The organism is Streptomyces sp. NPDC020983, assembly GCF_044333485.1.
In the GTDB taxonomy this organism is placed as follows: domain Bacteria; phylum Actinomycetota; class Actinomycetes; order Streptomycetales; family Streptomycetaceae; genus Actinacidiphila.
Genome location: NZ_JBIRRA010000003.1, coordinates 350,045 through 370,498, shown reverse-complemented (window position 1 = coordinate 370,498; position 20,454 = coordinate 350,045). Strand labels below are relative to the sequence as shown.

Annotated in this window: 19 protein-coding genes; 17 read left to right on the top strand and 2 right to left on the bottom strand. The window is 74.8% G+C overall.

The window, feature by feature from the left end:
- Nucleotides 1-55: 55 nt before the first annotated feature.
- From ACH4SE_RS07950 to ACH4SE_RS07915, 8 genes are all read left to right on the top strand, one after another.
- Nucleotides 56-1,165: a quinone-dependent dihydroorotate dehydrogenase gene (locus ACH4SE_RS07950; RefSeq protein ID WP_398542442.1), complete on the top strand. Its 1,110-nt coding sequence runs from the start codon at nucleotides 56-58 to the stop codon at nucleotides 1,163-1,165.
- Complete coding sequence (pyrF, locus tag ACH4SE_RS07945; RefSeq protein ID WP_398542441.1) at nucleotides 1,162-2,007, top strand: orotidine-5'-phosphate decarboxylase; 846 nt, start codon at nucleotides 1,162-1,164, stop codon at nucleotides 2,005-2,007. The genes ACH4SE_RS07950 and pyrF overlap by 4 nt, the downstream gene beginning before the upstream one ends.
- Nucleotides 2,008-2,337: 330 nt before the next feature.
- Entirely contained in the window at nucleotides 2,338-2,661 is a 324-nt protein-coding gene (locus ACH4SE_RS07940; protein WP_031515413.1) for an integration host factor, read from the top strand.
- 37 nt (nucleotides 2,662-2,698) lie between these two features.
- Nucleotides 2,699-3,322: a guanylate kinase gene (gene gmk, locus ACH4SE_RS07935; protein WP_398542440.1), complete on the top strand. Its 624-nt coding sequence runs from the start codon at nucleotides 2,699-2,701 to the stop codon at nucleotides 3,320-3,322.
- 100 nt (nucleotides 3,323-3,422) lie between these two features.
- Nucleotides 3,423-3,695, top strand: a complete 273-nt coding sequence (rpoZ, locus tag ACH4SE_RS07930) for a DNA-directed RNA polymerase subunit omega (RefSeq protein WP_398542439.1) — start codon at nucleotides 3,423-3,425, stop codon at nucleotides 3,693-3,695.
- Between the two features lie 139 nt (nucleotides 3,696-3,834).
- Nucleotides 3,835-5,085, top strand: coding sequence for a bifunctional phosphopantothenoylcysteine decarboxylase/phosphopantothenate--cysteine ligase CoaBC (coaBC, locus tag ACH4SE_RS07925; RefSeq protein ID WP_398542438.1), 1,251 nt, complete (start codon nucleotides 3,835-3,837; stop codon nucleotides 5,083-5,085).
- A gap of 258 nt (nucleotides 5,086-5,343) precedes the next feature.
- The gene (gene metK, locus ACH4SE_RS07920) at nucleotides 5,344-6,558 is read left to right on the top strand and encodes a methionine adenosyltransferase (RefSeq protein WP_398542437.1); all 1,215 of its coding nucleotides are present in this window, start codon (nucleotides 5,344-5,346) and stop codon (nucleotides 6,556-6,558) included.
- Between the two features lie 151 nt (nucleotides 6,559-6,709).
- Nucleotides 6,710-8,764 (top strand): primosomal protein N', encoded by a 2,055-nt coding sequence (locus ACH4SE_RS07915; protein WP_398542436.1) that lies wholly within the window; start codon nucleotides 6,710-6,712, stop codon nucleotides 8,762-8,764.
- A 345-nt stretch (nucleotides 8,765-9,109) separates the two neighbouring features.
- Here ACH4SE_RS07915 and ACH4SE_RS07910 read toward each other — a convergent pair whose 3' ends face one another.
- Complete coding sequence (locus tag ACH4SE_RS07910) at nucleotides 9,110-9,559, bottom strand: hypothetical protein (protein ID WP_398542435.1); 450 nt, start codon at nucleotides 9,557-9,559, stop codon at nucleotides 9,110-9,112.
- A 162-nt stretch (nucleotides 9,560-9,721) separates the two neighbouring features.
- Between ACH4SE_RS07910 and def the strand changes: the two genes are divergently transcribed.
- The 3 genes from def to ACH4SE_RS07895 are packed head-to-tail and all read left to right on the top strand — an operon-like array spanning nucleotide 9,722 to nucleotide 12,710.
- Nucleotides 9,722-10,258 carry a peptide deformylase gene (gene def, locus ACH4SE_RS07905; protein WP_398542683.1) on the top strand — a complete coding sequence of 179 codons (537 nt, stop codon included), beginning with the start codon at nucleotides 9,722-9,724 and terminating at the stop codon, nucleotides 10,256-10,258.
- Nucleotides 10,259-10,280: 22 nt separating this feature from the next.
- Nucleotides 10,281-11,213, top strand: a complete 933-nt coding sequence (gene fmt / locus ACH4SE_RS07900; RefSeq protein WP_398542434.1) for a methionyl-tRNA formyltransferase — start codon at nucleotides 10,281-10,283, stop codon at nucleotides 11,211-11,213.
- A gap of 36 nt (nucleotides 11,214-11,249) precedes the next feature.
- Complete coding sequence (locus tag ACH4SE_RS07895; protein ID WP_398542433.1) at nucleotides 11,250-12,710, top strand: RsmB/NOP family class I SAM-dependent RNA methyltransferase; 1,461 nt, start codon at nucleotides 11,250-11,252, stop codon at nucleotides 12,708-12,710.
- A gap of 30 nt (nucleotides 12,711-12,740) precedes the next feature.
- Here the strand turns inward: ACH4SE_RS07895 and ACH4SE_RS07890 are convergent, their stop codons facing one another.
- Complete coding sequence (locus ACH4SE_RS07890) at nucleotides 12,741-14,858, bottom strand: MMPL family transporter (RefSeq protein ID WP_398542432.1); 2,118 nt, start codon at nucleotides 14,856-14,858, stop codon at nucleotides 12,741-12,743.
- Nucleotides 14,859-15,050: 192 nt separating this feature from the next.
- On the opposite strand from ACH4SE_RS07890, the gene rpe reads away from it, so the two are divergent.
- From rpe to ACH4SE_RS07860, 6 genes are all read left to right on the top strand, one after another.
- Complete coding sequence (gene rpe / locus ACH4SE_RS07885) at nucleotides 15,051-15,716, top strand: ribulose-phosphate 3-epimerase (RefSeq protein WP_398542431.1); 666 nt, start codon at nucleotides 15,051-15,053, stop codon at nucleotides 15,714-15,716.
- A 95-nt stretch (nucleotides 15,717-15,811) separates the two neighbouring features.
- Nucleotides 15,812-16,825, top strand: a complete 1,014-nt coding sequence (locus tag ACH4SE_RS07880; protein WP_398542430.1) for a sugar-binding transcriptional regulator — start codon at nucleotides 15,812-15,814, stop codon at nucleotides 16,823-16,825.
- A gap of 82 nt (nucleotides 16,826-16,907) precedes the next feature.
- Complete coding sequence (locus tag ACH4SE_RS07875; protein ID WP_398542429.1) at nucleotides 16,908-17,243, top strand: barstar family protein; 336 nt, start codon at nucleotides 16,908-16,910, stop codon at nucleotides 17,241-17,243.
- Between the two features lie 25 nt (nucleotides 17,244-17,268).
- Nucleotides 17,269-18,717, top strand: a complete 1,449-nt coding sequence (locus tag ACH4SE_RS07870; RefSeq protein WP_398542428.1) for a GuaB1 family IMP dehydrogenase-related protein — start codon at nucleotides 17,269-17,271, stop codon at nucleotides 18,715-18,717.
- 21 nt (nucleotides 18,718-18,738) lie between these two features.
- Nucleotides 18,739-19,194 carry an Lrp/AsnC family transcriptional regulator gene (locus ACH4SE_RS07865; protein ID WP_398542427.1) on the top strand — a complete coding sequence of 152 codons (456 nt, stop codon included), beginning with the start codon at nucleotides 18,739-18,741 and terminating at the stop codon, nucleotides 19,192-19,194.
- 130 nt (nucleotides 19,195-19,324) lie between these two features.
- Nucleotides 19,325-20,257 carry a PRC and DUF2382 domain-containing protein gene (locus ACH4SE_RS07860; RefSeq protein WP_398542426.1) on the top strand — a complete coding sequence of 311 codons (933 nt, stop codon included), beginning with the start codon at nucleotides 19,325-19,327 and terminating at the stop codon, nucleotides 20,255-20,257.
- Nucleotides 20,258-20,454 lie beyond the last annotated feature (197 nt).

Here is a 20,454-nt window from a genome sequence, read left to right as displayed (position 1 = left end):
CAGTCCCCGCGCCCCGGGCGGGGCGCGCCGAACCGTACGACGGAGAAAGCGACGCATGTACGCACTGCTCTTCCGGATGCTCTTCCGGCGGATGGACGCCGAGAAGGCGCACCACCTGGCCTTCGGGTGGATCCGGGCCGCCGCCCGGACGCCCGGACTGCGGGCGCTGGCCGCCCGCGTGCTGGCCCCGCGGTACCTGGCGCTGCGGACGACCGCCTTCGGGCGGACGATGCCCGGGCCGTTCGGCCTGGCGGCGGGCTTCGACAAGAACGCCGTCGCCGTGGACGGCATGGCGATGCTCGGCTTCGACCACGTCGAGATCGGCACGGTCACGGCGCAGCCGCAGCCCGGCAACCCGCAGCCGCGGCTCTTCCGGCTGGTGCCGGACCGCGCGCTGATCAACCGGATGGGATTCAACAACGACGGCTCCGCCGCCGTCGCGGCCCGGCTCGCGGCGCGCCGGGCGGTCTTCCCGGTGACCGTGGGCGTCAACATCGGCAAGACCAAGGTCGTCCCCGAGGGTGAGGCCGTACAGGACTACGTCACCTCCGCCGAGCGGCTGGCGCGGCACGCGGACTACCTCGTCGTCAACGTGTCCTCGCCGAACACCCCGGGGCTGCGGAACCTCCAGGCCACCGAGGCGCTGCGGCCGCTGCTGGCCGGGGTGCGGGAGGCGGCCGACCGGGCGGTGCCCGGACGGCGGGTGCCGCTGCTGGTCAAGATCGCGCCGGACCTCGCCGACGAGGACGTGGACGCGGTCGCGGACCTCGCCCTTGAGCTGGGGCTCGACGGCGTCATCGCCACCAACACCACCGTCGCCCGCGAGAGCCTGGGCCTGACCGGCGACCCCGCGATCGCGGCCGAGACCGGCGGGCTGTCCGGGGCCCCGCTGAAGGACCGCTCGCTGGAGGTGCTGCGGCGGCTGTACGCGCGGGTCGGCGACCGGATCACGCTGGTCGGGGTCGGCGGCGTGGCGGACGCCGAGGACGCCTGGCAGCGCATCCTGGCCGGTGCGACGCTCGTGCAGGGCTACAGCGCCTTCATCTACCGGGGGCCGTTCTGGATGCGGGCGGTCCACAAGGGGCTGGCCGCCCGGCTGGCCGCGAGCCCGTACGCCACCCTTGCCGACGCGGTCGGCGCCGACACCAGGAAGGCCACCCCGTGACCACTGAGCAGGAGCCCTTCGGCGCGCGGCTGCGCCGGGCCATGGACACCCGCGGGCAGCTGTGCGTCGGCATCGACCCGCACGCCTCGCTGCTCGCCGAGTGGGGCGTCGGTGACGACGTCGCGGGCCTGGAGCGCTTCGCGATGACAGCCGTCGAGGCGCTGGCGGAGCAGGTGGCGGTGCTCAAGCCGCAGTCGGCGTTCTTCGAGCGCTTCGGCTCGCGCGGTGTCGCGGTGCTGGAGCGGGCCGTCGCGGCGGCCCGGCAGGCGGGCGCGCTGGTGCTGATGGACGCCAAGCGGGGCGACATCGGCTCGACGATGGCCGCGTACGCCGCCACGTACCTGGACCCCTCCTCGCCGCTGTTCAGCGACGCGGTCACGGTCAGCCCGTATCTGGGCTTCGGCTCGCTGCGGCCCGCCCTGGACGCGGCGCGGGCGGCGGGCGCGGGTGTCTTCGTGCTGGCGCTGACGTCGAACCCGGAGGGCGCCGAGGTGCAGCGGGCGACGGCGGCGGACGGCCGGCCGGTCGCCCAGGTGGTGCTGGACGCCGTGGCCGGGGAGAACGACGGGGAGTCCCCGCTGGGCTCGGTCGGCGCGGTCGTCGGGGCGACGCTGGGCCAGGCCGGGGTCGACCTCGCGGTGAACGGCCCGCTGCTGGCCCCGGGCGTCGGCGCGCAGGGCGCGACCGCGGCCGACCTGCCGGCCGTCTTCGGCGCCGCGCTCGGCAACGTGCTGCCGAGCGTGAGCCGCGGGGTGCTGCGGCACGGCCCGGACGCGGCGGCGCTGCGCGGGGCCGCGCAGCGGTACGCCGACGAGGTCCGCACGGCCCTCGCGGCGGTCTGACGGGCCCCGGCGGGGCCGGGAGCTGCACCAAGCGGGGCAATAGTGCGGTAATACCTGCGGGTAATACGGTCGAATATCGAACAGAAAAAGGGCCGGATTCAACCACCGGCGACTTTGCGCCCGCAAGGTGTTCCCCTTTGTCCCAAATATCCCCTCGGATCAAGGCTGACCAGGACTTTTCGACTGTTCTCGCTGACTTGAGCCGTCCGGACCGCTAGTCTCCGACAGGAGCGCGCAGTTCATCCGCGCAGCTCCTCACCCCGCACCTGCGGGGCGAGTGTGTTCCACACGGTCCATATCCGATTGCTCTACTTCCGAGGTGACGTAGGCGTGGCTCTTCCGCCCCTTACCCCTGAACAGCGCGCTGCCGCGCTCGAAAAGGCCGCCGCGGCTCGCCGGGAGCGCGCCGAGGTCAAGAACCGACTGAAGCACTCCGGCGCGTCCCTGCACGAGGTCATCAAGCAAGGCCAGGAGAACGACGTCATCGGCAAGATGAAGGTCTCCGCCCTGCTCGAGTCCCTTCCCGGTGTCGGGAAAGTGCGCGCCAAGCAGATCATGGAGCGGCTCGGCATCTCCGAGAGCCGCCGGGTGCGCGGTCTTGGCTCGAACCAGATCGCTTCCCTCGAGCGGGAGTTCGGCGGCACCGCCGCCTGATGTCCCAGGTCCTCCGGGAACCAGGGATAATCGCTCCATGAGCTCTGCTGTCTCCCGGGGGGCCGCCGGCCCCCTCGCTACGCAGGGGGCCACTGCGGCCCCCCCGGTCAGACGTCCGCGACTGACCGTGCTCTCCGGCCCCTCAGGGGTCGGCAAGAGCACGGTCGTCGCCCACCTGCGCACCGTGCACCCCGAGGTGTGGCTCTCGGTGTCGGCGACGACCAGAAAGCCCCGCCCCGGTGAACGGGAGGGTGTGCAGTATTTCTTCGTCGACGACGACGAGTTCGACAAACTCGTCGCCAACGGCGAACTGCTGGAGTGGGCCGAATTCGCCGGCCACCGCTACGGCACCCCGCGGCAGGCGGTCCTCGACCGGCTCGCCGCCGGCGACCCGGTGCTGCTGGAGATCGACCTCCAGGGCGCCCGGCTGGTCCGCGAGTCGATGCCGGAGGCCGATCTGGTCTTCCTCGCCCCGCCCAGCTGGGAGGAACTGGTCCGCCGGCTCACCGGCCGGGGCACCGAGTCGCCCGAGGTGATCGAGCGCCGACTGGCCGCGGCCCGCATCGAACTGGCCGCCGAGTCGGAGTTCGACCGCACCCTTGTCAACACCTCCGTCGAGGATGTAGCGCGTGAGCTGCTAGCCTTGATGCAGATCGACTGAGTGGCATCTTCGTCCCGCGCGCCGGACCCACGTCCGGCTTCCGCGCCCGCCACCCGGTCCGCACCGTCCACTCGTTCCCGTCAGTAGGGGTAGGTAGAGCGTGTCCTCTTCCATCACCGCGCCCGAGGGCATCATCAACCCGCCGATCGACGAGCTGCTCGAGGCGACCGACTCCAAGTACAGCCTGGTGATCTACGCGGCCAAGCGTGCCCGCCAGATCAACGCGTACTACTCCCAGCTCGGCGAGGGCCTGCTGGAGTACGTCGGCCCGCTGGTGGACACCCACGTCCACGAGAAGCCCCTGTCGATCGCGCTGCGCGAGATCAACGCGGGTCTGCTGACCTCCGAGGCCGTCGAGACCCCGGCCGGCTGAGCAGCCGCACCGCGCACACACGTACACAGCACCACCACAGGCCCGGCGGCGCGACCGCCGGGCCTGTGGTGTGTCATGGGACCAGCGGCCCCGGCGCGAACGGGGCCGGTGAGGGCGCCACGGCAGACGGGAGAGACGCATGGAGCGGCAGGCGGACGGCGGTACGGCGGGGGGCCGCCCCCGGGTCGTGCTCGGTGTCGGCGGCGGCATCGCGGCGTACAAGTCCTGCGAGCTGCTGCGGCGGCTCACCGAGTCCGGCCACGACGTCACCGTGGTGCCGACCGAGTCGGCGCTGAACTTCGTGGGCGCCGCCACCTGGTCGGCGCTGTCCGGCCACCCGGTCGCCACCGGCGTCTGGACCGGTGTCCACGAGGTGCCGCACGTCCGGATCGGCCAGCACGCCGACCTCGTGGTCGTCGCCCCCGCCACCGCCGACCTGCTCGCCCGGGCCGCCCACGGCCTGGCCGACGACCTGCTCACCAACACCCTGCTCACCGCCCGCTGCCCGGTCGTCTTCGCCCCCGCCATGCACACCGAGATGTGGGAGCACCCCGCCACGCAGGAGAACGTCGCCACGCTGCGCCGCCGCGGCGCCGTCGTGGTGGAGCCCGCGGTCGGCCGTCTGACCGGCGTCGACACGGGCAAGGGCCGGCTGCCCGAGCCCGCGGAGATCTTCGAGGTCTGCCGCCGGGTGCTGGCCCGCGGCGGCCTCAGCCGGGACCTGGCCGGCCGCCACGTGGTGGTCAGCGCCGGCGGCACCCGCGAGCCGCTCGACCCCGTCCGCTTCCTCGGCAACCGCTCCTCCGGCAAGCAGGGCTACGCGCTCGCCCGTACCGCGGTCGCGCGCGGCGCCCGGGTCACGCTCGTCGCCGCCAACACCGCGTTGCCGGATCCCGCGGGCGCCGACGTGGTGCCGGTCGGCACCGCCCGGCAGCTGCGCGAGGCGGTGCTCGCCGCCGCCCGGGACGCCGACGCGGTCGTGATGGCCGCGGCCGTCGCGGACTTCCGTCCGGTCCATTACGCGGACAGGAAGATCAAGAAGCGAGACGGCGAGGGGCCCGAGCCGATCCGGCTCACCGAGAACCCCGACGTCCTCGCGGGCCTGTCCGCGGAGCGCCCGCACCCCGGGCTGGTCGTGGTGGGCTTCGCCGCGGAGACCGACGACGTGCTCGCCAACGGGCGCAGGAAGCTCGCCCGCAAGGGCTGTGACCTGCTGGTCGTCAACGAGGTGGGGGAGGGCACCGCCTTCGGCACCGACGAGAACGCGGCCGTCGTCCTGGGTGCCGACGGCAGCGAGACCGCCGTGCCGTACGGCCCGAAGGAGGCACTCGCCGAGACCGTCTGGGACCTCGTGTCCGTCCGGCTCGGCGGCGCCCCCCGGACGGGCTGAGGGCCCCCGAGTAGGCCACCTCGCGGAAATCCCCCGAACGGGCGTGCCGAAACGGGCGGAAACCTGCGAAAAGCCGCCGTGGCAGGACCGATCGTCACACCGTCGGCGGAGGTGACGCAGGTCATGCCGCATCCAAGGAACGAGATGTCGTGTCCGCCCGGGCGGCGCGAACGATAAACTTGCCGCCGGAGTGCCGGGCGCAGCCCCGCGCACCCCACCACAAATCAGCCAGCAGCCGCTGCAACCCCAGGGAGCGATGTGTCCCGCCGCCTCTTCACCTCCGAGTCCGTCACCGAGGGCCACCCCGACAAGATCGCTGACCAGATCAGCGACACCATTCTCGACGCCCTGCTGACCGCCGACCCCGCCTCGCGCGTCGCGGTCGAGACGCTGATCACCACCGGCCAGGTGCACATCGCGGGAGAGGTGACGACGACCGCTTACGTGGACATCGCCACCCTCGTCCGCAACAGGATCCTCGACATCGGCTACGACTCGTCCAAGAAGGGCTTCGACGGCGCGTCCTGCGGCGTGTCGGTGTCCATCGGCGCGCAGTCCCCCGACATCGCCCAGGGCGTCGACACGGCCTACGAGGCCCGCGTCGAGGGCGCCGCGGGCGAGGACGACCTCGACAAGCAGGGCGCGGGCGACCAGGGCCTGATGTTCGGCTACGCCTCCGACGAGACGCCCGAGCTGATGCCGCTGCCCATCACGCTGGCGCACCGCCTCTCGCGGCGGCTGTCCGAGGTCCGCAAGAACGGGACGATCCCCTACCTGCGGCCCGACGGCAAGACGCAGGTCACCATCGAGTACGACGGCGACAAGGCCGTCCGCCTCGACACCGTCGTGGTGTCCTCGCAGCACGCCTCCGACATCGACCTGGAGTCGCTGCTCGCGCCCGACATCCGCGAGTTCGTCGTCGAGGTCGAGCTCAAGGCGCTCATCGAGGACGGCATCAAGCTGGACACCGAGGGCTACAAGCTGCTCGTCAACCCCACCGGGCGCTTCGAGATCGGCGGCCCGATGGGCGACGCCGGCCTGACCGGCCGCAAGATCATCATCGACACGTACGGCGGCATGGCCCGCCACGGCGGCGGCGCCTTCTCCGGCAAGGACCCGTCCAAGGTCGACCGCTCCGCGGCGTACGCGATGCGCTGGGTGGCCAAGAACGTCGTCGCCGCCGGGCTCGCGGCGCGGTGCGAGGTGCAGGTCGCCTACGCCATCGGCAAGGCGGAGCCGGTCGGCCTCTTCGTCGAGACCTTCGGCACGGAGAACGTGGACGTCGAGAAGATCGAGCAGGCGATCTCGCAGGTCTTCGACCTGCGGCCGGCCGCGATCATCCGCGACCTCGACCTGCTGCGCCCCATCTACGCGGCCACCGCCGCCTACGGGCACTTCGGGCGCGAGCTTCCCGACTTCACGTGGGAGCGCACCGACCGTGTCGAAGCGCTCCGCTCGGCCGCGGGGCTCTGAGGTTGTGCGCTGCCCCCGCGCCGGACGGTTCGCCGTCCCGCCGCGGGGGCTTTCCGCTGCCCGGGCGGGGACGGCCGCGGAGCGGGCCGTGCACGGCCTGGCGGGGCGTCGCCGGGGGCCGGCTGTCGGAGCCGTCTGACAGGATTGCCGGGTGAGTGAGCAGGACGAACCGGCGGAGCAGCTCGCCCTGATCAGGGGGGCCGTCCGGAGGGCGAAGCCGCGGACGTGGCGGGGGGCGGCCCTCGCCGAAGGGCTGCCGGTCGCCCGGGTGCTGGTCGACAAGGGACTGGTGCACCTGGACCAGTTCTTCGACTACGCCGTGCCCGCCGCGATGGACGCGGACGCCCAGCCCGGCGTGAGGGTCCGCGTCCGCTTCGGGGCGCGCGTCGTCAAGGGGCGGCGCGAAGGCGGCACCCTGCACGACGGCTTCGTCGTCGAGCGCCGTGCCGAGAGCGACTACCCCGGCCCGCTCGCCCCGCTGGCCCAGGTGCTCTCCACCGAACGCGTCCTCACCCCGCGGCTGCTCACGCTGTGCCGCCAGGTCGCCGACCGCTACGCCGGCGTGCTCGCCGACGTCGTGCAGCTCGCCGTACCGCCCCGGATGGCCCGGGCCGAACGCGATCCGTCACCCGAGCCGCCGCCCCTGCCCGCGGCGCCCGCGCCCGGTACGTGGGCGCGGTACGCCACCGGGCCCGGCTACCTGCAGGCGCTCGCCCGCGGCGACACCCCGCGGGCCGTCTGGCTCGCCCTCCCCGGCCCGCACTGGCCCGCCGAACTCGCCCGCGCGATCGCCGCGACCCTCGCCTCGGGGCGCGGAGCCCTCGCCGTCCTCCCCGACGGCCGTGCCGCCGCCCGCGCCGGCGCCGCCCTCACCGAACTCCTCGGCGAGGGCCACCACGTCATGCTCACCGCCGACGCGGGGCCCGAGGAGCGCTACCGCCGCTGGCTCGCGGTCAGCCGCGGCGCGGTCCGCGCCGTCGTCGGCACCCGTGCCGCGATGTTCGCGCCCGTCGCCGACCTCGGCCTCGTCGCGGTCTGGGACGACGGCGACTCCAGCCACTACGAGCCGCACGCCCCCTACCCGCACGCCCGCGACGTCCTCTTGCTGCGCGCCACCGAGGAGCGCACCGCCTTCCTGCTCGGCGGCCTGACCAGCACCGTCGAGGGCGCCCAGCTCGTCGACAGCGGCTGGGCGCTGCCGCTGGCCGCCTCCCGCGACCAGGTACGGGCCGCGGCGCCGCTCATCCGCACCGTCGGCGACGCCGACGAGGCGCGGGACGCCGCCGCGCGCGCCGCCCGGCTGCCCTCGCTCGCCTGGCAGGTCACCCGGGACGCGCTGGCCCGCGGGCCGGTCCTGGTGCAGGTGCCGCGGCGCGGCTACGTCCCCCGGCTGGCCTGCGGCTCCTGCCGCGCGGCCGCGCGCTGCGCCGCCTGCTCCGGCCCGCTGGAGCTGCGCGAGCAGGGCGGTACGCCCGCGTGCGGCTGGTGCGGGCGCCCGGCCGCGGACTGGCACTGCCCCGAATGCGGCGGCTTCCGGCTGCGCGCCCAGGTCGTCGGCGCCCGCCGCACCGCGGAGGAGCTGGGCCGCGCCTTCCCCCGGGTGCCGGTGCGGACGTCGGGTCGCGACACCGTACTGCCCTCCGTCGGTGCCGCCCCCGCGCTCGTCGTCGCCACGCCGGGCGCGGAGCCCGTCGCGGACGGGCCCGGCTACGCGGCGGCCCTGCTGCTCGACGGCTGGGCGCTCCTGGGACGTCCGGACCTGCGGGCCGGCGAGGAGGCGCTGCGCCGGTGGGCCGCCGTGGCCGCCCTGGTGCGCCCGGCGGCGGAGGGCGGCACGGTCGTCGTCCTCGCCGAGCCGACGCTGCGGCCCGTACAGGCGCTCGTACGGTGGGACCCCGCCGGCCACGCCGTGCGGGAGCTGGCCGAGCGGGCGGAGCTGCGGTTCCCGCCGGTGGCGCGGATGGCGTCGGTCTCCGGCCCGGCCGGTGCGGTGGCGGAGCTGCTCGCGGTGCTGCGGCTGCCGCCGGGGGCGGACCAGCTGGGGCCGGTGGCCGAGCCGTCAGGCGGGGAGAGGGTGCTCCTGCGGGTGCCGCCGGGGAGCGGGGGAGCGCTGGCGCTGGCGCTGCGGGAGGCGCGGGTGGCGCGGGCCGCGCGGGGTGGGGGCGAGCCGGTCGCCGTCCGCCTGGACCCGGCGGACATCGGTTAGCCCTCGGGGGGCCGGGATGTCCCGCCCGTGCGTGCTGCTCTGCGGCCGTCTGCCGGTGCCGGCTGTGGGTGGGCCGGGGGCCACCCGGGGCACCTCCGCGGAACGCGTGTCCGGCCTTCTCCTGGGCGGCATCCTGCCGGGGCACCCCGGGCCGCCCCCCTCCGGGGACGCCGGCGGCGTCCCGCCCGGTGGGGTGGAGGAAGGACGAGGGGCTGCCGCGCCCGTGGCGGGGCGCCCCTCGGTGGACAGGGGGCCGGCGCCCGGTCCCAGGGTGCCGCCCCGGACGCGCCGCACGCCGGGCGCGCGGCGTGCGGGGCCCGGCACCGTGTCCGCGCCCCCTGAGGATCAGCCGTTGCGGGGGCCGGGGAGGAGCGGGTCGGCGGGGGCCGGGCGGGCGGCGGGGACGGCGGGGAGCGGCGCGTCGTCCGCGAGAGGTGGCGGGACGGGAGGGCGGCGCCCCCCGTAGCGGCGGTGGACGGCCTGTTTGGTCACCCCCAGGGCGGAGCCCACCGCGTCCCAGGAGAAGCCGAGCGAGCGGTCGAACTCGACCGCGGCGGTCACGAGGGTCTCGACGCTGTCCCTGAGCTCCTGCGCGAGCCGCACCGTGGGTGCGGGCGCGCGGCCGTAGACGACGAAGCCGGCGGTGGGGCCGCTGCGCCGCGGGCGGTACACGTTGCCCAGCTGGGCGGTGAGTGTCCGCAGCGCGTCCGCCTGCCGGCGGACCCTTTCGATGTCCCGCACCAGCAGGTGCAGGCTGGCCCGCGCCTGGGCGTCAGGGGTTGCGTGGTCGGGCATCAACAGGCCTCTCCAACCGACGGTTACGGGTCGAACTCTTCTGACCAACGCGCCACCGGCCCCGGGAGTCACGCCCTGGGGGCGTGCGGTGGGTGGCGCACCCCCGGGGATCTAGAATCGGCACCGTTCCCCGTCCGGCAGGAGAGGCCCCACGTGACCGTCATGCCCATCCGCCTGTTCGGCGATCCCGTGCTGCGCCAGGTGGCGCGGCCGGTGACGGTGTTCGACGCGGAGCTGCGCACCCTCGTGCGGGACCTGACCGAGACGATGCAGGCCGCGCCGGGAGCGGGGCTGGCCGCGCCGCAACTGGGCGTGCCCCTGCGGGTGTTCACGTACTTCGTGGACGGCGTGCTGGGGCATCTGGTCAATCCGGAGCTGACGCTGGGCGAGGAGGTGCAGGACGGCCCCGAGGGCTGCCTGTCGATCCCGGGACTCACGTACGACTGCCGGCGGGCCCTGGACGTGGTGGCCCGGGGGCAGGACATGCACGGGGAGCCGCTGGAGATCCGCGGGACGCAGCGGCTGGCCCGGTGCATCCAGCACGAGACCGACCACCTGGACGGCATCCTGTTCGTCGACCGGCTGGACGCGGAGCAGCAGGCGGCCGCGATGCGGGCGATCCGCGAGGCCGAGTGGGCGGGGGAGATCCCGCCCGACGTCAGGGTGTCGCCGCACGCCACCTTCGGCCGCGGCCGGTAACCGAGAGAGGCACACCCGCACGATGAAGCTCGTCTTCGCCGGCACCCCCGAGGTCGCCGTACCCGCGCTCGACGCCCTGATCGCCGCCGGACGGCACGAGATCGCCGCCGTCGTGACCCGGCCGGACGCGGTCGCCGGACGCGGCCGCAGGCTCGTGGCCAGCCCCGTCGCGCAGCGCGCGGAGCAGGCCGGGATCGAGGTGCTCAAGCCCGGCAGGCCGCGGGACCCCGAGTTCCTGGAGCGGCTGCGGGAGATCGCGCCGGACTGCTGCCCGGTCGTCGCGTACGGGGCGCTGCTGCCCCGGGTCGCGCTGGACGTGCCGCGGTACGGCTGGGTCAACCTGCACTTCTCGCTGCTGCCCGCCTGGCGCGGCGCCGCGCCCGTGCAGCACGCGGTGATGGCCGGCGACGAGATGACCGGTGCCTCCACCTTCCTGATCGAGGAGGGCCTGGACTCCGGGCCGGTCTACGGGGTCGTCACGGAGGCCGTCCGGCCGAAGGACACCAGCGGGGACCTGCTGGGCCGCCTCGCGGTGAGCGGCGCCGGGCTGCTCGTCGCGACCATGGACGGCATCGAGGACGGTTCGCTCGTCGCCCGTCCGCAGCCGGACGACGGTGTCACCCTCGCCCCCAAGATCACCGTCGAGCACGCCGAGGTCGACTGGAGCGCGCCCGCCCTGCGGGTCGACCGGCTGGTCAGGGGCTGCACCCCGGCCCCGGGCGCGTGGACGCTGATCGGCGGCGAGCGCCTCAAGCTCGGCCCCGTCACCCCCGCGCCCGAGCGCACCGACCTCGCGCCCGGCGAGCTGGCCGTGGCCAAGAACGCCGTGCACGTCGGGACGGGCAGCCACGCGGTCCTGCTCGGCGAGGTCCAGGCGCAGGGCAAGAAGCGGATGCCCGCCGCAGACTGGGCGCGCGGGGTCCAGCCGCCCGCCGGCACGGTCCTCGGCCGCTGACCGTACGGCGTAGGCTTGCGAGGTTCGACGACAATCGTGACGAAACAGAGCGCAGTGAACGGCAGACACCAGCAGCGCCGCCCGCAGAGCACCCCCGCCCGGCGCCCGCAGCGCGACCCCGTGCGCGTCCTCGCCTTCGAGGCGCTGCGCGCGGTCGACGAGCGCGACGCGTACGCCAACCTGGTCCTTCCCGGGCTGCTGCGCGCCGCCGAGCGCGCCGCGGCCGACCAGGGCCGCTCCTTCGACCGGCGGGACGCCGCGCTGGCCACCGAGCTGGTCTACGGCACGCTGCGCAACCAGGGCACGTACGACGCGGTGATCGCCGCGTGCGTCGACCGGCCGCTGCGCGAGGTCGACCCACCGGTGCTCGACGTGCTCTCCCTCGGTGCGCACCAGCTGCTCGCGACCCGCATCCCGCCGCACGCCGCCGTCTCCGCGAGCGTCGACCTCGCCCGGGTGGTGCTCGGGGAGGGCCGTGCGCGGTTCGTCAACGCGGTGCTGCGCAAGGTCGCCGCGCACGACCTCGACGGCTGGCTGGAGCGTGTCGCGCCGTCGTACGAGGACGACGCCGAGGGGCACCTCGCCGTCGTCCACTCGCACCCGCGGTGGATCGTCTCCGCCCTCTGGGACGCGCTCGGCGGCGGCCGCAGCGGCGTCGAGGACCTGCTCGCCGCCGACAACGCGCGGCCCGAGGTGACCCTCGTCGCCCGTCCCGGCCGTGCCACCGCGGCGGACGTCGCCGCCTCGGTGCCGGACGGCGCCACCGAGCCCGGCCGCTGGTCTCCCTACGCCGTACGCCTCTCCGAGGGCGGCGACCCCGCCGCGGTGCCGGCCGTCGCCGAGGGCCGGGCCGGCGTCCAGGACGAGGGCAGCCAGCTCGTCGCCGCAGCCCTCGCCGCCGTGCCCGTCGAGGGCCGTGACGAGCTCTGGCTCGACGGCTGCGCGGGCCCCGGCGGCAAGGCCGCGCTGCTCGCCGGGCTCGCCGCGGGACGCGGCGCGCGGCTCGTCGCCGTCGAGAAGCAGCCGCACCGCGCGCGGCTCGTCGGCCGCGCGCTGGCCGGCAACCCCGGGCCCTACCAGGTCGTCGTGGCCGACGGCACCCGCCCGCTGTGGGCGCCGGGCTCCTTCGACCGGGTGCTCGTCGACGTCCCCTGCACCGGGCTCGGCGCCCTGCGCCGCCGCCCCGAGGCCCGCTGGCGGCGCCGCGCCGAGGACGTCCGCGGTTTTGGGCCGCTCCAGCGCGCGCTGCTCGGCGAGGCGGTGGCCGCGGCCCGCGTCGGCGGCGTCGTCGGCTACGCCACGTGCTCGCCGCACCTCGCGGAGACCCGGGAGGTCGTCGAGGACGTCCTCGCCCGCACCCCGGGCCTCGAACTCCTCGACGCGCGCCCCTTCCTCCCGGGGGTGCCCGACCTGGGGCCCGGCCCGGCCGTACAGCTCTGGCCGCACCTGCACGGCACGGACGCGATGTTCCTGGCCCTGCTGCGCCGTACGTCCTGACCCCGCCCTGCCGCGCGGGGCCCCCGGCCCCTAGACCCGCTCGCCCCGCGCGGCAGGGGGCCGCCCCAGGCGGGAGGGGAGCCAGGTGCGGTCGCCCAGGTCCAGCGTGATCGCCGAGACGAGCACCGAGCGGACGACGAACGTGTCGAGCAGGACGCCGAAGGCCACCGCGAAGCCGATCTCCGCGAAGGAGACCACCGGCAGGGTGCCGAGGACGGCGAAGGTGCCGGCGAGGACGAGGCCGGCGGAGGTGATGACGCCGCCGGTGGCGGCGAGGCCGGTCAGCACGCCCTGCCGCGTGCCCAGCGCCGCGCTCTCCTCGCGGATGCGGGTCATCAGGAAGATGTTGTAGTCGATGCCCAGCGCGACCAGGAAGACGAAGACGAACAGCGGGAAGGACGTGTCCTCGCCCGCGTAGTCGAAGACGTGCGCGAAGACCAGCGAGCTGACGCCGAGCGCGGCCGCGAAGGACAGCACGACGGTCGCGATGAGCACCACGGGCGCGACGAGCGCGCGCAGCAGCACCGCGAGGATCAGCAGGACGACGACCAGGATCAGCGGGATGAGCAGGACGTTGTCGCGGCTGGAGGCGCGTGCGGTGTCCTGCTGGATCGCGGTGCTGCCGCCGACCTTCGCGTCGGCGCCGGGGAGGGCGTGCAGCACGCTGCGGGCGTGGTCGACGGTGCTGCGGGCCGCGTCGGTGTCGGGGCGCTCGGTGAGGGTGGCCTCCAGGTAGACGTGGCCGTTCCGGTACGGGGTGACGCCCGGCGGGGTGCCGACACTCGCGGGCAGGACGCCGGGCAGCGTGCGCAGCGCCGCGGTGACCTCGGCGGCGGCGTGCGCGTCGGCGACGACGACCATGGGCTGGCCGCCGCCCGCGGGGAAGTAGCGGTCCTGGAGGCGCTGCCCGACGACGGAGTCGGGGGTGTCGGTGAAGCTGTCGGCCTGGGCGAGGCCGTCCGCGTTGATGGAGAAGAGGCCGAAGCCGAGGGCGCCGAGGATCACCACGGTGGTGCTCCACACCAGGCGCGGGCGGCGGCTGACACGCTGCCCGATGCGCGCCCACACCCCCGTCGCGGTGGGCTCGGGGGTGCCGACGTGCGGGACGGCCGGCCAGAAGACCCAGCGGCCGACGATCACCAGCAGCGCGGGGAAGAGCGTGACCATCGAGGTGAGCGCGACGGCCACCCCGATGGCCGCGACGGGGCCGAGGCCCGAGGTGGAGTTCATGTCGGCCGCGAGCAGGCACAGCATGCTCAGCGCGACGGTCGCGGCACTGGCCACGACGGCGGGTCCGGCGCGGTGCAGGGCGAGCGCCATGGCCTCGTGGCGGTCCTCGTGGCGGCGCAGCTCCTCGCGGTAGCGGGCGACGAGCAGCAGCGCGTAGTCCGTACCGGCGCCGAAGACCAGCACGGTGAGGATGCCGGCGCTCTGGGCGTTGACGACGAGGCCGGCGTGCCGGGCCAGCAGGTAGACCAGGGCCTCGGTGGTGAAGAGCGCGGCGATGACGGAGATCACCGGGAGCAGCAGCAGGGTCAGGCTGCGGTAGGTGATGAGCAGGATCACGACGACGACGGCGAGGGCCGCGTACAGGAGGGTGCCGTCGATGCCGGCGAAGGCCTTGTTGGAGTCGGCGGCGAACCCGCCGGGGCCGGTGATGTGGACCTGGAGGCCGCCGGTGCCCCGGGTGGCGGTGGCGCGCAGGTCGTCCACCGCGTCCTCGACGGACGCCCAGCCCTTCTCCTCCAGGACGATGGGCACGACCAGCTGCGCCGCCCGCGGGTCCGGCCGGCGGTCGAACTGCGGCCCCACCGTGCGCGAGCCGATGACGCCGTGCGCGGTCGTGGCGCGGACGGCGGCGGCGCTGCGGCCGACGGCGGCGACGTCGGCGGGGGTGAGGCCGCCCGGACGGGTGTAGATGATGACGGCCGGGGCGGACTCGGGCACGAACTGCTTCTGGAGCTGGAGCACCTTCGTGGATTCCGCGTTGCCGGGCAGCCAGCTCGCCGCGTCGTTCTTCTCCGCACCCATCAGCCGGGTGGCCAGCGGGCCGAGGGCGACGAGCACGACGACCCACAGGGCCAGCACGACCCACTTGGCGCGCCGTCCGGTGACCAGGTGCGCGAACCGTCCCGCCGTGCCCGCCATCCGCGTGTCCCCCGTGTTCCGTTCGGTGGAGGCCCTCTGACACCCCGGCAGGCGCGCGGGGCGGGCCGGTCCCAGCATGGCACCGGTGTTCGGGGCGCGCCCGCCGGCCGCGGTGCGGGCGTGTCCGCTGCGGGGGTGCGGCGGCCCCGCACCGGGTTTCCGCCGTGCTCGGCGATCTGGTTTGCTGGGGCCATGACCGTGCAGATCAGCCCCAGCATCCTGTCCGCGGACTTCGCCCGGCTGGCCGACGAGGCCAGGGCGGTCGAGGGCGCCGACTGGCTCCATGTCGACGTGATGGACAACCACTTCGTGCCGAACCTGACGCTGGGCCTGCCGGTGGTCGAGTCGCTGCACAAGGCGACCGGGACCCCGCTGGACTGCCACCTGATGATCGAGGACCCCGACCGCTGGGCGCCCGCCTACGTCGAGGCCGGCGCCTCGTCGGTGACCTTCCACGTCGAGGCCGCGGCCGCGCCGGTCCGTGTCGCCCGGGAGATCCGCGCCAAGGGCGCCCGCGCGGCGATGGCGCTGCGGCCGGCGACGCCGGTCGAGCCTTACGAGGACCTGCTGCCGGAACTCGACATGCTGCTGATCATGACCGTCGAGCCGGGCTTCGGCGGGCAGAAGTTCCTGGACATCATGCTGCCCAAGATCCGCCGCACCCGGCAGCTGATCGACCGGCACGGCCTGGAGATCCGGCTCCAGGTGGACGGCGGGGTGTCCGCCGAGACGATCGAGCGCTGCGCGGAGGCCGGTGCCGACAACTTCGTCGCGGGCAACGCGGTCTACGGCGCGGGCGACCCGGCGGCGGCCGTGCGGGCCCTGCGGGAGCAGGCCTCGGCGGTGCACCGGCACTGATCCTCCGGCCGCCGGGTGCTACGCGCCCGTAACCCCCGGCGTCTGCGAGGATGAGGCGAGAGCCGGACCGGCCGGGCGACTGGGGAGAGACGGACGTGAGCACAGGCCGCGCACAGGCGCGCATGGGCCCAGGGGAGATGGTCCAGGCGGCGGCGATGGCGCGTCGCTTCTACCTGGAGGGCAAGTCCAAGATCCAGATCGCCGAGGAGTTCGGCGTGAGCCGCTTCAAGGTGGCCCGGGTCCTGGAGACCGCGCTGGAACGCGAGCTGGTGCGGATCGAGATCCGGGTCCCGGCCGAGCTGGACGCCGAACGCTCCGACGCGCTGCGTGCGCACTACGGGCTGCGCCACGCGGTCGTCGTGCAGACCCCGCCGGACCAGGCCGACGCCCCCGACCCGGAGAACCTGGGCGCGGTGGCCGCCGGGCTGCTGGGCGAGCTGGTCACCGACGGCGACGTGCTGGGGCTGGCCTGGGGCCGCTCCATCATCACCATGGCCAACGCGATCGACCGGCTCGCGCCCTGCACCGTCGTCCAGCTCACCGGCGTCTACGACGTCGGCACCGCCGAGCGCGGCTCGGTCGAGGCGGTACGCACCGCGGCGGCGGTCTCCGGCGGCGAGGCGCACCCGCTGTACGCGCCCATGGTCCTCGGCGACCCGGCCACCGCCGACGCGCTGCGCGGCCAGAGCGGTATCGCCGCGGTCATGGCCCACTACGACAAGGTGACCGTCGCGGTGGTGTCCGTCGGCTCGTGGGAGGCGGGGATCTCCACGGTCCACGACGCGCTCAGCGACGAGGAGCGCGAGCACTACGCGGGGCTCGGGGTGGCCGCCGAGATGTCCTCGCACCTCTTCGACGCGTCCGGCCGCCGGGTGGGCCGCGACCTGGGGGAGCGCTGCATCACGATCGACGCCGACCGGCTGCGCCGCATCCCCGAGGTGCTGGCCGTCGCGGGCGGTACCCGCAAGGCCGCCGCGATCGACGCGGTACTGCGGTCCGGCCTCGTCACCAGCCTGGTCACGGACATCGCCGCCGCCGACCGGCTGCTGGCCGGGACGCGCCCCGCCGAGCGCCCGGCGCTGGACCGCGCCGACCCCGACGACCGCTGACGTCCGCCGACGGCGCCGCCGGGCGCCCCGACCGGCGCGCCGCTGCCGCGCGCCCCGCCGCCTGCTGTGGCAGCATCGGCGCATGCTCGTGCTCGACCTGACCGGCGTCGGCGACCGGCAGGCGTTCATGGACCGGTGCACCGCCGACCTGGCCCTGCCGGAGTGGTTCGGCCGCACCTGGGACTCGCTCGCCGACTGCCTCACCGACCTGTCGTGGTGGCCGGCCGAGCCGGCCGGACGGCGGCTGCACGTCCGCGGCTGGGAGGGCTTCGCACAGGCGCTGCCGCGCGAGTGGCGGATCGTGCGGGACATCCTGCGGGACGCCGAGCTGTTCTGGCGGGACACCGACACCGAGCTGCGGGTCGTCCTGGAGGAAGACACGAAGGCCCTCGGCCAAGAGCCGGACGTTCCTCCGTAGGCACTGCTGGCCTGCGCATGCAAATATGAAGTACGTGCGTTTCCTCAATGATGTTCAGCCTCCGTACGACCTGACGTACGACGACGTCTTCATGGTGCCCAGCCGCAGCGCGGTGGGCTCCCGGCAAGGCGTGGACCTCCGGTCGCCCGACGGGACGGGCACCACGATCCCGCTGGTGGTCGCCAACATGACCGCCGTCGCCGGCCGCCGGATGGCCGAGACCATCGCCCGCCGCGGCGGCCTGGCCGTCATCCCGCAGGACATTCCCCTCGACGTCGTGGCCGACGTGATCGGCTACGTCAAGCAGCGCCACCTGGTGCTGGACACCCCGATCACGCTCGCCCCCGGCCAGACCGTCGCCGACGCGCTGTCGCTGCTGCCCAAGCGGGCGCACGGCGCGGGCGTGGTGGTCGAGGACGGCCGCCCGGTCGGCGTGGTGACCGAGTCGGACCTGACGGGCGTGGACCGCTTCACCCAGCTGTCCGAGGTGATGTCCACCGACCTGCTGGTGCTGGACGCGGGCATCGACCCGCGGGACGCCTTCAACCGGCTGGAGGACGCCCACCGCAAGCTCGCTCCCGCGGTCGACGCGGACGGCCGGCTCGCCGGCATCCTCACCCGGACCGCCGCGCTGCGCGCCACGCTCTACGAGCCCGCCGTCGACGCCGGGGGCAGGCTGCGCATCGCCGCCGCCGTGGGCATCAACGGCGACGTGGCGGGCAAGGCCGCGCAGCTGCTCGACGCCGGGGCGGACACCCTCGTGGTGGACACCGCGCACGGCCACCAGGAGTCGATGCTCGCCGCCGTCCGCGCCGTCCGCGCCCTCGATCCGCGGGTGCCGGTCGTCGCGGGCAACGTGGTGTCGGCCGAGGGCACCCGGGACCTGATCGAGGCGGGCGCGGACATCGTCAAGGTGGGCGTCGGCCCCGGCGCGATGTGCACCACCCGGATGATGACGGGGGTGGGCCGCCCGCAGTTCTCCGCCGTCCTGGAGTGCGCCGCCGAGGCGCGCCGGCACGGCAGGCACGTGTGGGCGGACGGCGGTGTGCGGCACCCGCGGGACGTCGCGATGGCCCTCGCGGCGGGCGCCTCCAACGTCATGGTCGGCTCGTGGTTCGCCGGGACGTTCGAGTCGCCCGGCGACCTCCAGCAGGCCGCGGACGGCCGGCTGTACAAGGAGTCCTTCGGCATGGCCTCGGCCCGCGCGGTCCGCAACCGCACCGCCGAGGAGTCGGCGTACGACCGGGCCCGCAAGGGGCTCTTCGAGGAGGGCATCTCCACCTCCCGCATGTACCTCGACCCGGTGCGGCCGGGCGTGGAGGACCTGGTCGACTCGATCATCGCCGGGGTCCGCAGCTCGTGCACATACGCGGGCGCGGGCTCACTCGCGGAGTTCGAGCGCAACGCGATCGTCGGTGTCCAGAGCGCCGCCGGCTACGCCGAGGGCAAGCCCCTGCACGCCAGCTGGCAGTAGCCGGCGGTAGCGTCGGGCCTCGTGCCGCTGAACGAACTCGACGAACGCATCGTCCACGCGCTGGCCGCCGACGCCCGCCGCACCTATGCCGACATCGGCGCCGAGGTGGGCCTGTCGGCCCCCGCCGTCAAGCGCCGGGTCGACCGGCTGCGGGCGGCGGGGGCGATCACCGGCTTCACCGTACGCGTCGACCCGGCCGCCCTCGGCTGGCAGACCGAGGCCCTCGTGGAGCTGTACTGCCGCCACAACACCTCGCCCGACGACATCCGGCGGGGCCTGGCCCGCTACCCCGAGGTGGCGTCCGCCTCGACCGTGACCGGTGAGGCGGACGCGGTGGTGCAGGTCTTCGCCGCCGACGTGCGGCACTTCGAGCAGGTGCTGGAGCGCATCGCCGGTGAGCCCTTCGTGACGAGGACCAAGTCGGTGCTGGTGCTCTCACCGCTGCTGCGCCGCTACGGGGCGGGCAGTCCCGGATGAGCCGGCCCGTGTTTCCGCCGTGCGATACGGGCGGCTGGGCAAAATGTCTGGTTCGGCAGGTTTTGCCGGGCCGTCCGGGGTAATCCGTTCATTGACCGTTCCCAGGTCACGGCAGCCCCGAGGAGGCGACATGATCACGCGCGAACAGATACCCCAGGTGGTGGGCCATCCGGTCCACGACGCCGAGGGCAAGAAGGTCGGCGACGCCAAGCACATGTACCTGGACGACAACACCGGAAATCCCGAGTGGGTGACGGTCAAGACCGGGTTCTTCGGCAGCAACGAGACCTTCGTGCCGACCCGTTCCGCGCGGCTTGTCCAGGACCACCTGGAGGTGCCGTACGCGCGGGAGAAGATCAAGGGCGCGCCCAACGTGGACGTCGACTCCGGAGGCCACCTGTCGGTCGAGGAGGAGCAGCACCTCTACCGCTACTACGGCATCGAGCGCAGCGGCGACAAGGGCGAGTCCGCCGGTGCCCCGGGCAGGGCCGCGGCCGCCGGAGGGGCGGCGGGCGCCGCCGCGGGCACGAGGCGCTCCGCCCGGGACACCGGGGCCGGGACGGACGAGAAGTCCGCCGCCGCGAACGCGGGCGCCGGGACCGGGATCGGCGCCGCCGGGATGCCCGGCCGCACGGGTGCCCCCGAGCGCGGTGTCGCCGCCGGGGCCGAGGGCGAGGCCCTGACGCGCTCCGAGGAGGAGATGCACGTCAGGGTCGAACGGCACGCCTCGGGCAAGGCGCAGCTGCGCAAGTACGTCGAGGTCGAGGAGGTCGAGCAGACCGTCCCCGTCCGCCACGAGGAGGTCAAGGTCGAGCGCGAGCCGATCAGCGCCTCCGAGCGCGAGGCCCTGCGCTCCGGCCGCGAGATCAGCGAGGCCGAGCGCTACGTGACCCTGCACGAGGAGAGCCCCGTCGTCGAGACGGAGGTCGTCCCCAAGGAGCGGGTCCGGATGCGGGTGGAGGAGCACGTGGAGCAGAAGAAGGTACGCGGGCGCGTACGGCGGGAGAAGATCGAGACGGACATGGAGTCCCCCTCGGACCCCCTCCCGGGTGACACCCCCTGACCGCCTCCCCGGCGGTCCCCCCGCCCGGTCTCCGGCCCCCCGGAGACCGGGCGCTCCCGTGTGCGGGGGGCGGCGCGGTGCGCCCCTGCCCCGCCCGCGCAACGGATCACCGGCGGCGCGGCGGAACACGCAACGGATCGCTCACCGGCGCGCAAAGGATGGGTCTTGAGTGCGCCGCAGGCGGTACGTAGCGTCGA